Origin of the sequence: Micromonospora sp. A200 (assembly GCF_029893845.1) — a bacterium.
Lineage (GTDB): Bacteria > Actinomycetota > Actinomycetes > Mycobacteriales > Micromonosporaceae > Micromonospora > Micromonospora purpureochromogenes.
The window spans coordinates 55,792-68,240 of sequence record NZ_JARXXY010000034.1 but is presented as its reverse complement, the minus strand read 5'-3'; the positions used below and the strand labels follow the sequence as shown (position 1 = coordinate 68,240).

Here is a 12,449-nt window from a genome sequence, read left to right as displayed (position 1 = left end):
TTCTCGCCCGTCTCGGTCATCCGCACGATCACCGAACGGCGCCGGTGCAGATCGATACCCACGATCTGCCGGCCGTCGTACTCTGCCTGCATGAGCGGCCTCCTTCGTCGTGAGACGTGAGCACCCCGAGCATCCCGCCCGGGACCCACGAGGAGCGAGGCCCCGCTCCTTCATGCCATCAAGACACCGCCGGGAGGAGCGTTCTATCCTGGGTCTCGGCGGGTCCGGGAAGTGACTTCTCCGAAGAGCCGGCTGGGGGATGAGAGTCGGTCACGCTGGAGCCAGTAGTCGTTCCCCGTTGTCCTCCCGGGCCCGCCGCCGTGGCCACCGCGTCGCTGGTCATGCACCGGTAGACGATGTCGGACAGGCGTCGTTTCAGCGCGCGCATCGCTTCCATCGATGTCTTGCCGGAGGCCTTCTTCCGGTCGAAGTAGGCGCGTCCTTCGGTGGGATTGCGTAGCTGGACGGTGGCCATGATGTGCAGCACCCGGTTGATCTGCCGGTTCCCGGCACGGGAGAGCCGGTGGCGTACCTGCTCGCCCGAGGACGCGTCGATGGGGGCGGTGCCATTCCAGGAGGCGAAGTGGGCCCGGTTCGGGAACCGGGTGATGTCACCGACCTCGACCAGCAGCCGGGCGGCGCCGGACGGTCCGATGCCGTGCAGGTCCATCAACGTGGTGCCGGTGGAGGCCACCAATTCCTTCAGCTCCTTGTCTGCCTCCTTGGAGCGCCGGTAGATCCGTTCGAGGTCACCGATCAGCTCCGCGGCGACCCGCCGTCGAGCCTTGCCGACCGCGTCACGGGGCCGGACCGTGGCCAGCAACGCTTTGGCCTGGGCGGCGGACAGACTCTTCTTCGCCCCACCCGGAATCAGTTCCAGCAGCAGTTGATGCAGCTGGGACACCATCCGGGTGTGGTCCTCGCCCAAAGAGCGGCGCCGGTCGACCAGAATCCGCAGCAGGGCCAGCTGCTCATCGTTGACCACCGGGCGCAGCCCGGCCATGCGGGTGCCGACCAGCGCGATGGAGTGCGCGTCGGTGGCATCAGTCTTGCGGCCCTGCCCGGTGGCGAACACCCGCGCCCTGGCCGACAGCTTCGGCGGGACGTCGACGACCTGCTCGCCGTCGGCCAGGAGCCGGTGGGCGATGTGCCGGCCGATGCCCTGGCAGCCCTCGATCGCCCAGACCCGGTTCGGCCAACGGCTGGCGTACTTCCTCATCGCCGCGAAGCCGTCGCGGTCGGGGTCAAACCGGCCGCCGCCGACGACGGTCTCGTCGCGGGCCATGACCTCGATCGTCGCAGAGCGCTTGTGCGGGTCCATCCCGATGACCACACGATCTGACGTGCCACTCAACGCGTCCTCCGATGCTCGATCCACCTGGGTTGTCGAGCCGGGAGGGCAACGCTACTTCGAGCCGAGCAAACCCCTCTTGAGCCTCTCCCCGCCCTGGGGCGACGCCCGGGCCGCGCAGGCCAGATGAGAGCCACACGACCAGCGTGGGCAGCCGAAATGAGAGCGACAGCCCGGGCGCCTCGACCGAAGCCTGGCCGGGCCACGGTCGCAGGTCAATGAAACAAGTAGCCGAAATGCGGGTGCCTGAAAATCGGAAGGTCGGCGGTTCGACCCCGCCCCGGGCCACATAGCCTTTCGCCGGGCTACTAGAGCGCCGGTCAGCGGAAACGCCGGTCGGCGCTCTTGCTTTGCGCCCCGGCAGTCCGCCTGTCTGGTCTGACCCTCGTTGACCCCGGAATCCCGCTGCTGGCCGACTCTTGTTGCACGTTGACTGCACAGCAACCTCCACCAGCGGCTCATGATCCATGTCAACGACCATCCGACCGCGTTGAGCGCCGTGGCCCAGGTCGACACCGCCTACCTCAGCCGCGACGACATGGCCGCCCTGTTGCGGCAGATGGAGGCGATGGTCCTCGACTCGGCGCTCGGCGAGTGATCCGACTCACTGATGTCACAGACCGCCGGACGCGCGGTGTCTTGAGGCCGAACCTTGGAAAACCGAAGGAGAGGCCATGGCTGAGAACACCGATGTCATCGTGGTCGGCGGCGGATACGCCGGCGTGATGGCGGCTAACCGCCTGACGCGGCGCGACGGCGTGACAGTGACCCTGATCAACCCGCGTCCGGCCTTTGTCGAGCGGATCCGCCTGCACCAGCTCGTCGGCGGGTCGGACGACGCGGTTGTGGACTACCAAAGGATTCTGGCCGGCGGCGTCGGGCTGGTGGTCGACACCGTGACCCGGATCGACACGTCCGGGCGTCGCGTGACCCTGGCGAGCGGCGGCACACTCGGCTATGACTACCTGATCTACGCCGTGGGCAGCGGCAGCGCGGACCCGAGCGTGCCGGGCGCGGCAGAGCACGCCTACCCGATTTCCACCCTGGAGGAGGCGCGGCGGCTGCGGCCGGTCGTCGACGCCGCGCCCGCATCGGCCCCGGTGACGGTGGTGGGAGCCGGGTCGACCGGCCTTGAAACCGCTTCCGAACTCGCGGAGCTGGGCCGGAAGGTGACCCTGGTATGCGGAAAGGTGCTCGGGCCCTACCTGCATCCCCGGGCCCGGCGCTCGGTGGCCGAGCGGCTCACCAAGCTCGGCGTGACCGTGATCGAGGGCCCGGGCGCGACGGTGACGGGCGTGACACGCGATGCCGTCCAGCTCGCCGACGGCCGCGAGTTGGGCACCGGCGTGACCATCTGGACCGCGGGATTCGGCGTGCCGGATCTGGCCGCCCGCAGCGGGCTGAGCACGGATGCCTTGGGGCGCCTGCTCACCGACGAGACGCTCACGAGCGTGGACGACACACGCGTCGTCGCGGCCGGGGACTCGGCGGCACCGTCGAACCTGCCGGTGCGGATGAGCTGCCAGTCCGCGGTGCAGCTGGGCCCGCAGGCCGCCGAGACGGTGCTGAGCCGGATCGCCGGCAAGCAGCCCGCCGACTTCAACGTCGGGTTTTTCGGCCAGTGCATCAGCCTCGGGCGCCGCACCGGAATCGTCCAGTACGCCAAGAAGGACGACACCGCGACAGGGGTGTTTTACCTGGGCGGCCGGTCCATGGCGATGCTCAAGGAGACCGTGTGCAAGAGCACCGTCTGGCAGATGGCGCAAGAGGCGCGCAGACCCGGTTCGCTCAATCTCTGGTTCAAGGATCGCCAGCGCCCGGAGTTGCGGCGCGCCAAGGCCGGCGAGGCGCCGGCGGTCACCGGCCGGCGGGCCTAAGGAGAGGTGGCGAGATGAGCGACCACGCCGGTGACCCGGCGACCGAGACCTTCGTTGCCCTCCGAAACCTGCTCTTCACCGTCGCCTACGAGATCCTCGGATCGGCGGCCGACGCGGAGGACGTGCTGCAGGAGACCTGGCTGCGGTGGGTCAAGGTCGATCTGGATCAGGTACGCGATCAGCGCGCCTACCTGATCCGGATCACCACCCGCCAGTCGCTCAATCGCCTGCGCACCATGCAGCGGCGCAAGGAGGCGTATGTCGGTCCCTGGCTGCCCGAGCCGCTGCTCACCCCGCCGGACACGGCCGAGGATGTCGAGTTGGCCGAGAGTGTTTCGATGGCGCTGATGCTCGTCCTCGAGACACTCTCGCCGACCGAGCGCGCCGTCTTCGTACTGCGCGAGGCCTTCGATGTCAGCTACGACGAGATCGCCGCCGCCGTCGGCAAGAGCCCGGCGGCCGTACGCCAGATCGCCCACCGCGCCCGCCGGCACGTCGACGCCCGCCGCCCCCGCAAGGTGGTCTCCCCGAGCGAAAGGCGGGCGGCGCTGGAGGCGTTCCAGCGCGCGGTCGAGACCAGCGACCTGCAGGGCCTGCTCGACGTGCTCGCGCCCCAGGTGGTCGTGGTCAGCGACGGCGGCGGCGTCAAACAGGCCGCGCTGCGGCCGATCGTCGGCGCGGAGAAGGCGATCCGCCTGTTCATCGGTAGCATGCAAAAAGTCGGAGGCACGCTCACCACCGAACCGACCGTGATCAACGGCAGCCCGGCACTACTGTTTCGCCTCGACGGAGAGATCGACGGCGTCGCCGCGCTGCGGATCGAGGACGCTCGCGTCACCGGCATCTACTACGTCCGTAACCCGGAGAAGCTGTCCCGCGTCGAGTCCGAAACCCCGCTCACCCTGCACTGAGACGACCTTGAGCAGCTACGTCTATCGGGTCGATTGCGGGAACCGTGGTTGGTCACTGCTGACCCTTGATCACCGCCACTCGTTGCACGTTCGCTGCACGCCTGCGCTGGTCGGTCCTGCGGGTTCTTGGGGTCAGTGCCGCTCTCGGTCTTGCCGCCGGCCTGGCGGGGCTTCCCGTGTCCTGACGCCGACAACCAGCGCTATCAGGCGGCGGACTGCTCGTTGCCCCGGTCACTGGGGGAACTAACCGGGGCTGCGGAGCGACTACCCGGGCGACGCGGCAGGCTGCCGGCTTGCGGGCGGCGACGGAGGAAAGGGCGGTGCGGGGTGCTCGCTGCGGTGCGACAAGGCGCGATCGCCGCTGGTGTGGCGGTGGCCACGGTGCTGATGCTGCCGGGCGCTGCCTGGGCTCACGGGGTCGGTGGATCAAGCGAGACGGTCGGCGGGTTCGTGTGGCTGGGCACGAAGCACATGCTGGCCGGCTGGGATCACTTGCTGTTCGTCGGGGGCGTGCTGCTCGTGGCCGGTGCGATCCGGCGGGCGGCGAAGCTGATTTCCCTGTTCGCGCTCGGGCACAGCATCACCCTGTTCACCGCCGCCGTCGCCGACTGGCACGTCAATCCGGTCCTGGTCGACATCGTGGTTGCGCTGAGCCTGGTGTTCGTCGGCGTGGTCGGTCTGCGCGGCCGGCCGAAGAACTGGACCTGGTTCGCCGCCGCCGTGTTCGCCTTCGGCCTCGTGCACGGCCTGGGCCTGGCCACCCGGTTGCAGGACTTGGGCCTGCCCTCGGATGGGCTGATTCCTCGGGTGCTGGCCTTCAACCTCGGCGTCGAGATCGGCCAACTCATCGCGGCCGTGGCCATGCTCATGATCGGCGACGTGCTGCGTCACTACCTGCCCCGCCTGCGGGATGTCCGGCTCTCACACGGTGCGCTGATCGCCGCCGGTGTCGTCGCCGCAGCGGTCCTGGCCATCACCTCCGGCCCTGACGCGCTGCGCCCGGTGCAGGCCGCTGCCGATCCGGCGAGCAGCTGCGAGGTGCGCAACCGCACGGAGACGTTCCCGGCCGGTGGTGGGCACCCGGTCAAGGACTTCTTCGAACCGGGCGAGGTCGTGCCGGCCACGTCGTTCGGGCACGTCATCGGTGACGGGTACGTGATCGTCACCTACCGGCCGGACCTGCCGGCCGAGCAGCTCGCCCAGGTGCGGGCCTTCGTCACCGATTCCGCCGCCGGCCGGGTCGTCGGCGGCGCTGCCCCTGACCAGGCCGAGGCGGTCAAGGCCGTGCACGCATACCGCACCATCGCCTGCGACGCGGTCGCCGTCGACGCGGTCCGGGGGTTCACCCGCGAATGGTTCGCCGACCCCCGTTCCAAGGTCGGCGAGTAGCCGCACCCGCCTCGTACATCAATCGTGGTCGGGGATGCCGCCCACCCGGTGAGACGCCGCCTGCATGACCTCGTTCACCAGTCGCCGCACATGCCCACCTCGGGCGGAGTAGAGGGCGCGCCGGCCGTCACGCCGCACGACGACCAGCCCGGCCAACCGCAGCTTGCCGAGATGCTGCGACACCGCCGGCCGCGCCACCCCCAGCGCCTCCACCAGCGCCGTCACGTCGTGCTCGCCGCCGACGAGTAGCCACATCAACCGCAGCCGAGTGCCGTCGGCCAGCATCCGCAACATCTCCGTAGCCGCCTCTATCTGGCCATCAGCAGGGAGGCGTTGTTGCAGGTCACTGGCACCTGCACCATTGTCGCGTGCGTACATGAGCACATATTATCGCCGCCGTCGGGGGTATCGACTGTCATGCCGCCCGGGACGTTGGGAGACGCGGTGAACGACCACGACCACCAGCAGGACCACGGTCACGACCACCCGCACGATCACGGCCACCATCACGGTGATCGACTCGCCGCCTGGTGGCATCGGCTGAGGCATGCCGTGGTTCCGCATTCGCACGACTCCCGGGCGAAGGTCGACCCCGCGCTGGAGTCTTCCCGCGAAGGGCTACGTGCCCTGTGGATCTCGCTGGTCGGCCTCGGAATCACGGCCATCGCCCAGGCGGTCATCGTCGTGCTGTCCGGCTCGGTCGCCCTGCTCGGTGACACCCTGCACAACGTCGCCGACGCCCTGACCGCCGTGCCGCTGGGCATCGCCTTCCTCCTCGGCCGGCGCGCCGCCACCCGCGCCTACACCTACGGCTACGGCCGGGCCGAGGACATCGCCGGGATCATCATCGTCGCGGTCATCGCCGCCTCCGCCGTCGCCGCTGCCTGGACCGCCATCACCCGGCTGCTGCACCCGGCCGAGGTGACCCACCTGCGCTGGGTGGCCGCCGCCGGCCTCGTCGGCTTCATCGGCAACGAACTCGTCGCCCGCTACCGCATCCGCGTGGGCCGTCGCATCGGCTCCGCCGCCCTGGTCGCCGACGGCCTGCACGCCCGCACCGACGGCTACACCTCCCTCGCCGTGCTCCTCGCCGCCGGCGGCGCTGCCCTCGGCTGGCACTGGGCCGACCCGGTCGTCGGCCTGGTCATCGCCGTCGCCATCGCCATCGTCCTCAAGGACGCCGCCCGCGAGGTGTATCGAAGGCTCATGGACGCCGTCGATCCTGAGATTGTCGACCAGGCCGAGAGCACCCTCCGCGCCGTAGACGGCGTCCGCGACGTGGCTGCGGTTCGGCTCCGCTGGATCGGTCACCGACTGCACGCCGAAGCCGAGCTGGTCGTAGACACCCACCTCAGCCTCGTCGCCGCACACGAAATCGCCGCCGACGCGGAACACCAACTCGCGCATGCCGTACCCAGGCTGACCAGCGCTACCGTGCACACGGATCCGCATTGCCACCCCGGCGGACACCACCATGCCGAGTTGTCACATCGACGCCGGCAGTGCCGTGACTGAGATCGGAAGGCGGCAATCCGCCTCGGTCCCTGGCGTCCGAGCCGGCCGCGCCGGCGGGGTTACGGCCGGCGGCGCTGCTGTGCCGCCGGCCGGGTGTTCAGGAGGTCAGTTCCTGACGTCCACCGCCGGCGGGTCGTCGTCGGTGTTCTTCGACACGAGTACCAGGTCATACGTGTACAGCGCGCCCGGAGCGAGCCACGACCACGAGCCACGCGGCTCCATCACGCGCATCTCCTTGGCCAGGGCCTGCCCGGTGTCCAGGTTGATGATCAGACGCACCTCGACGCGGCCGTTCCCGGGGGTGTCCTGCGCGAACGCAACCGCCTGCCCGGGCCGACCACGCATGTCGTGAACAACTCCCAGTCCGCGCACTCCGGGCACCGTGGCGAGCATCCGGTATGCGGCGGCGCGGACCTCGTTGCTGACCGGCAGGTCGATCACCAAGTGGGCGCCGACGGTGAACAGCCACTGGTCACGGTCGGTGGGCATGTCGCCACCTCCCCCGTCGAAGCGGTTGAGCAGTGTGGCGCGGAGAGCGGCCGGGTCGGTCGGCAGCGCATCGAGTTGCGCCTGCGACACGTTGCGGTCGCCGAGGGCGAAGAGGTGTGCGGGGTCCACCCTGTCGCGGTAGACCTTGCCCGGGGCGATCTGCAGGTCGTACGGCTTCGGCTTGGTGATCCTGACAACGGTCGGGGAACCGTTGCGGCGCCAGGCGGCCTCGTCGCCCGGTGTGGCGGGCGCGGCGCCGAGCGGCTGCGAACTTGCCCAACTGCTGTCGGCGCTGGAGCGGGCCAGCCAATACTCGCCACCGGTCTTGTGGAACATGGTGTACGTGCCGTCAGCGGCCTCGACTGGCACCGCGTGGCCGCTCTCCGTTTGGATGGTCAGATAGCGCCCGCCGGTCTGCGGGGCTTTGTCGCTGCGTTCGGCTGCCACGAGCAACAGCCGCCTGGAGTCCATCGGCGCCTGCGTGGCGGGCGACACGACGTCGGGTGCGGCGTCGGGTGCATTGCGCGGAGCGGCGCCTGGTCCGGGCACGGCCACCACGACGGCGGTGACGGCCGCCGCGGCCACCCCCATCGTCCCGAGCACAGCCAGCCGTACCCGCCCAGGCCTGCGGGGCCGGTCGGCCGCGGCCTGCCCTCCGGCCGCCCGAACGTTGGTCAGGATGCCGGCAACGGCCTGTGCGGTGTGCTCGCCCCGGTTCGGCGGTGGGTCCAGTCGTGCCGGCCGGGCCTTGGCAAGCAGGTTCATGACATCTGGTGATCGGCTCATCGGATCGACTCCTTCGAAACGAGCGCGGCGGCGGGTCGAGGCAATTCCAGGTCGGTGGCGACAGCCATGGCGTCTTTCAAGTGACGTCGGGCGCGATGCAGGCGCACGTAGTACGTCGCTGTAGAGCAGCCGAGGACCCGAGCTGCGTGACCTGGCGTCAGCCCGTGCCAGGCAACCAGCGTCAACAATTCGCGGTCGCCGTCGGACAGTTGAGCCAGAGCAGTGAGCACCGCGGCCCGCTCGGCGACGCCGTCTGCCACGTCGGCGACGGACAGCTCCTCGTCGGTGATCCACGCGCGCATCTCGGCAGCGATGGCCTGCTGCCGTTCCTCTGCGCGGTATCGCTCACCCACGACATTGCGGGCGACGGCAAGCAGCCACGGTAGTGGCGTCCCCCTCGGCAGCTCCGTCAACCGCCGCCACGCCACCAGGAACGTCTCGGCCACGACCTCATCGGCCAGCTGGCGACCGGCGCGCGTGACGGCATACGCATACACCTGCCGGTAGTGCGCCTGGTACACAGCGTTGAAATGATCGTCCGATTGGGATTCTGACACCGGCTTCGGCCCTTCCTGTCAGAGTTTCTCCGTCACCAGGAAATGTCTCGAGCCCGCCGCTTCTTACATCGGTCACCGTTTTCGACCCGGTCACGCCGGTGGGGATCTTGCATTGTGCGGCCGTGCCGCAGCCATCGTCGTCGCCCGTGCAGGACGCTGCGCGCTCAGCTGGCGGCAGCGCCGAACCACCTCGGCAGCTGGCTGAGGAGATCCGCCTGGTCTTCGCCGGCCCAGGCCACGTGACCGTCCGGCCGCAGCAGCACGGCGGGCACATCCAGTTCCTCGCTGCCGTCGACGACGTGGTCGATCCGGTCGGCCCACCCGGTGACCGAAAGTCGGCCGGTTCGGTCGAGGAGCAGCCCGCGACCATCGTGCAGCAGCTCGTAGAGGCGGCCCCGCTTCAAGCCGATGTCGCGCATCCGCCTGCCGAGCAGTTCGTGCCCGTCGCCGAAGTCGTAGCGGACTCCGATCGCAGTGATCTTCTCGATCAGGTACCGGTGCACGTTCTCGAAGTCCATCAGTTCCGACACCAGCCGGCGCACTGCCTGGGGGCCTGGCTCGGGGGACAGCAGCTGCATCTGCGCCCGAATGTTCTCCAGCACGTCGGCGGCCACCGGGTGCCGTTCGGTGTGGTAGCTGTCCAGCAGCCCTTCCGGCGCCCAGCCGTTGATCTCGGCGGCCAGTTTCCAGCCGAGGTTGAACGCATCCTGGATGCCGAGGTTGAGCCCCTGCCCGCCGACCGGCGGGTGGATGTGCGCCGCATCGCCGGCCAGCAGCACCCGGTCGACCCGGTAACGCTCGGCCTGCCGGGTGGCGTCGCCGAAGCGGGAGAGCCAGCGCGGTGAGTGCACGCCGAAGTCGATACCGGCGAACACCCGCAGCTGTTGCCGGAACTCCTCGACGGTCGGCGGGACCGTGCGATCCTCGGCCAGCCCCTCGGCGGGCACGATGACGCGGTACACCCCTTCCCCGAAGGGCGCGAGGCCGAACCGCTTGTGGGTCTTGCGGACTTCGGCCACGACGGCGGCCAGCTTCTCCGGTGGGGCGGTCACCTCCATCTCGCCCAGCAGCGTCTCGACCCTGGTGGGCTCGCCGGGGAAGTCGACGCCGAGCAGCTTGCGTACCGTGCTGCGGCCGCCGTCGCAGCCGACGAGGTAGCGCGAGCGCAGCTGCGTGCCGTCGGCCAGCTCAGCGGTCACCCCGTCGTCGTCCTGGCTCAGCCCGACCAGCTCGCAGCCGCGCCGGATCTCGGCGCCGAGCTCGGTGGCACGCTCGGCCAGCAGGCGATCGGTGGTGGTCTGCGGGATGCCCAAAACGTAGGGATGCGCCGTGTCCAGCCGGACCGGCGAAGGCTTGTCGATGCCGGCGAAGAAACCACCGACCGGGTACTGCTGGCCGTGCGCGAGGAACCGCTCCAGCAGACCGCGCTGGTCCATCACCTCGATGCTGCGCACGTGCAGGCCGAGCGCACGGACGAATGCGGTCGGCTCCGACTCCTTCTCCAACACGAGCGCGTGCACGCCGTGCAGCCGCAATTCACTGGCCAGCATCAAGCCGGTCGGTCCGCCGCCGGCAACGATCACGTCAAACACGAAACCCCCCATTGCCATTTCGGCCAGCTGCTACCGCCCACGTATCTTCACGAATCTCTGAATTCCGCAGGTCCTGGCCTCGGCCGGCAATTCTGTGGCACGACCCGGGTCTTGCCGCAAGGCCCCCCGTGCGCTATATGTTGAGAGTGGCAGGGGACGAGCCTCTGATCCTGCCCTTGGCCACATAGCCTTTCGCCGGACTACAGAGATCCCCGCCAGCGGAGACGCCGGTGGGGATTTTGCTGTTGGTGCCCCTGCCGGGAGCTGGCGGCGCACGGAGCTGTCGCACGACTGCCCCGGAGCAGGCGGTTGGTGACTAGTCCCGCCGCAGGACGAACCATCCCGCCGCGGTGGCGGCAAGGAGCATCGCCACCGCGAGCAGAGCGGCGCCGAGCACAAAAGAGGTAGGGATCAGAAACGGAGCCTGCTGGATCAGCAGACTCGCCCCCACCAGCGCCACGCCACCGCCGATGCGGACGGGCTGGGATCGCTGGCTCTCCGTCGGACGCCCGGAGCGGAGCCAGGCCCGGGGAAACCGTCGCGACAGGGCGACGCGCACGCCGAGTACGAGCCCGGAGAGGCTGACGACCACGATCGGAGACGGCCGGCCACCAACAGCGGGTGCGTGTCACTCGGGCCCATGCGGCCATCATTGACGCGGTGTCAAGGTCGCCCTTGAGAGCCGGCCGTCCCTGTTGGCGCGGATTGCAGACCGATCGCTGATTTTGGCTATCATCACGACATGGCGATTGATTGCGCTCCCGGGCTGGCCCCAGCGGTGGCGTTGTTCCGCTCTCTCGGCGACCCGACCCGGCTGGCCATCCTGCGCCGGATCGCGACCGGGGAGGCCCGGGTGGTGGACCTGACCGGCGAGCTGAGGTTGGCGCAGTCGACGGTGTCGAAGCACCTGGCGTGTCTTCGTGACTGCGGGCTGATCGACTATCGGGCCGAGGGCCGCCAGTCGTTCTACGCCCTGACGCGGCCGGAACTCCTGGACCTGCTGCGCTCGGCCGAACAGGTTCTCGCCGCGACCGGCGAGGCGGTCGCCCTGTGCCCGACCTACGGGACGTCGACCGAGCCCTCGGCGGAGGTGACGGCGTGAGCGCCTCGCTGCTGACCCCCGAGCGTCGGGCGGTGCTGTCCCGGCGCAGCCTCTGGCTCGCCTACGCCACCGCCGGCTACAACCTGCTGGAGGGCCTGGTCGCCATCGCCGCCGGCGCGGCCGCCTCGTCGACGGCGCTGATCGGCTTCGGCCTGGACTCGTTCGTCGAGGTGTCCAGCGCGGCCGTGCTGATCTGGCAGTTCCGCGCTCGGGTGCCCGAGACGCGGGAACGCCTGGCGCTGCGGCTCATCGGCGCGTCGTTCTTCGCCCTCGCGGCCTGGGTGACCTTCGACGCCGTCCGCTCGCTGCTGGCCGGCGGCGATGCCGACGCCAGCCCGGTGGGGATCGGCCTCGCCGTGGCGTCGCTGCTCGTGATGCCGCTCCTCGTGGCGGCCAAGCGGCGCACCGGGCGGGAACTCGGCTCGGCGACGGTCATGGCCGACTCGACACAGACCATGCTCTGCACCTACCTCTCCGCGGTACTGCTCGTCGGCCTGGTGCTCAACGCCACCTGGGGCTGGTCGTGGGCCGACCCGATCGCCGCGCTCGTCATCGCCGGCGTCGCGGTCAAGGAAGGCGTCGAAGCCTGGCGGGGTGAGCACTGTGACGACTGCGCACCCCTGCCTGCCGTCGACGCCACCGGCGAATCCCCGGGCTGCGCCGATGGCTGCTGCACCGACCGGAAGCCATGACCTGACGTCGTCGAACACTGGACCGGCGATTTCTCTTGCGATTCCTGTTAACAGCCGCAGCAACGATTGACAACGAGTCACGATCTTGACAAAAAGTGGTTGCCAATACGGCACACCCTGCTGCTCGTGGCCGCAGAGGACGATTGTCGCCGGGTCGCGTAAATCAACGCCACAGGAAGGCGACAATC

At 69.6% G+C, this 12,449-nt stretch carries 13 protein-coding genes; 7 read left to right on the top strand and 6 right to left on the bottom strand.

Features of this window, described 5'->3' with window-relative positions; genetic code table 11:
* Positions 1-178: 178 nt before the first annotated feature.
* Positions 179-1,285, bottom strand: a complete 1,107-nt coding sequence (locus tag M2302_RS26525; RefSeq protein ID WP_280840561.1) for an IS110 family transposase — start codon at positions 1,283-1,285, stop codon at positions 179-181.
* A 526-nt stretch (positions 1,286-1,811) separates the two neighbouring features.
* On the opposite strand from M2302_RS26525, the gene M2302_RS26520 reads away from it, so the two are divergent.
* The 4 genes from M2302_RS26520 (at position 1,812) to M2302_RS26505 (ending at position 5,528) form a co-directional block, all read left to right on the top strand.
* Entirely contained in the window at positions 1,812-1,949 is a 138-nt protein-coding gene (locus M2302_RS26520; protein WP_280840560.1) for a hypothetical protein, read from the top strand.
* 76 nt (positions 1,950-2,025) lie between these two features.
* Complete coding sequence (locus M2302_RS26515; protein WP_280840559.1) at positions 2,026-3,228, top strand: FAD-dependent oxidoreductase; 1,203 nt, start codon at positions 2,026-2,028, stop codon at positions 3,226-3,228.
* 14 nt (positions 3,229-3,242) lie between these two features.
* Positions 3,243-4,139 (top strand): RNA polymerase sigma-70 factor, encoded by an 897-nt coding sequence (locus M2302_RS26510; protein WP_280840558.1) that lies wholly within the window; start codon positions 3,243-3,245, stop codon positions 4,137-4,139.
* A gap of 339 nt (positions 4,140-4,478) precedes the next feature.
* Positions 4,479-5,528: a HupE/UreJ family protein gene (locus M2302_RS26505; RefSeq protein WP_280840557.1), complete on the top strand. Its 1,050-nt coding sequence runs from the start codon at positions 4,479-4,481 to the stop codon at positions 5,526-5,528.
* Positions 5,529-5,546: 18 nt separating this feature from the next.
* Here the strand turns inward: M2302_RS26505 and M2302_RS26500 are convergent, their stop codons facing one another.
* Positions 5,547-5,906 carry a metalloregulator ArsR/SmtB family transcription factor gene (locus tag M2302_RS26500; RefSeq protein ID WP_280840556.1) on the bottom strand — a complete coding sequence of 120 codons (360 nt, stop codon included), beginning with the start codon at positions 5,904-5,906 and terminating at the stop codon, positions 5,547-5,549.
* Between the two features lie 174 nt (positions 5,907-6,080).
* Between M2302_RS26500 and M2302_RS26495 the strand changes: the two genes are divergently transcribed.
* Positions 6,081-7,043 (top strand): cation diffusion facilitator family transporter, encoded by a 963-nt coding sequence (locus tag M2302_RS26495; protein WP_280840555.1) that lies wholly within the window; start codon positions 6,081-6,083, stop codon positions 7,041-7,043.
* A gap of 105 nt (positions 7,044-7,148) precedes the next feature.
* Here M2302_RS26495 and M2302_RS26490 read toward each other — a convergent pair whose 3' ends face one another.
* The 4 genes from M2302_RS26490 to M2302_RS26475 form a co-directional block, all read right to left on the bottom strand.
* The gene (locus M2302_RS26490) at positions 7,149-8,318 is read right to left on the bottom strand and encodes a CU044_5270 family protein (RefSeq protein WP_280840554.1); all 1,170 of its coding nucleotides are present in this window, start codon (positions 8,316-8,318) and stop codon (positions 7,149-7,151) included.
* On the bottom strand, positions 8,315-8,875 hold the full coding sequence (locus tag M2302_RS26485; RefSeq protein ID WP_280840553.1) for a sigma-70 family RNA polymerase sigma factor: 561 nt from the start codon (positions 8,873-8,875) through the stop codon (positions 8,315-8,317). Before M2302_RS26485 ends, M2302_RS26490 begins: the two co-directional genes overlap by 4 nt.
* 164 nt (positions 8,876-9,039) lie before the next feature.
* A complete protein-coding gene (gene rox, locus M2302_RS26480) occupies positions 9,040-10,467 on the bottom strand; it encodes a rifampin monooxygenase (protein WP_280840552.1) in 1,428 nt (475 codons plus the stop codon).
* Positions 10,468-10,783: 316 nt separating this feature from the next.
* Entirely contained in the window at positions 10,784-11,059 is a 276-nt protein-coding gene (locus tag M2302_RS26475) for a hypothetical protein (protein ID WP_280840551.1), read from the bottom strand.
* Positions 11,060-11,209: 150 nt separating this feature from the next.
* Between M2302_RS26475 and M2302_RS26470 the strand changes: the two genes are divergently transcribed.
* Positions 11,210-11,569 (top strand): metalloregulator ArsR/SmtB family transcription factor, encoded by a 360-nt coding sequence (locus M2302_RS26470; protein WP_280840550.1) that lies wholly within the window; start codon positions 11,210-11,212, stop codon positions 11,567-11,569.
* Positions 11,566-12,261 (top strand): cation transporter, encoded by a 696-nt coding sequence (locus M2302_RS26465; RefSeq protein WP_280840549.1) that lies wholly within the window; start codon positions 11,566-11,568, stop codon positions 12,259-12,261. Before M2302_RS26470 ends, M2302_RS26465 begins: the two co-directional genes overlap by 4 nt.
* Positions 12,262-12,449: the final 188 nt, after the last annotated feature.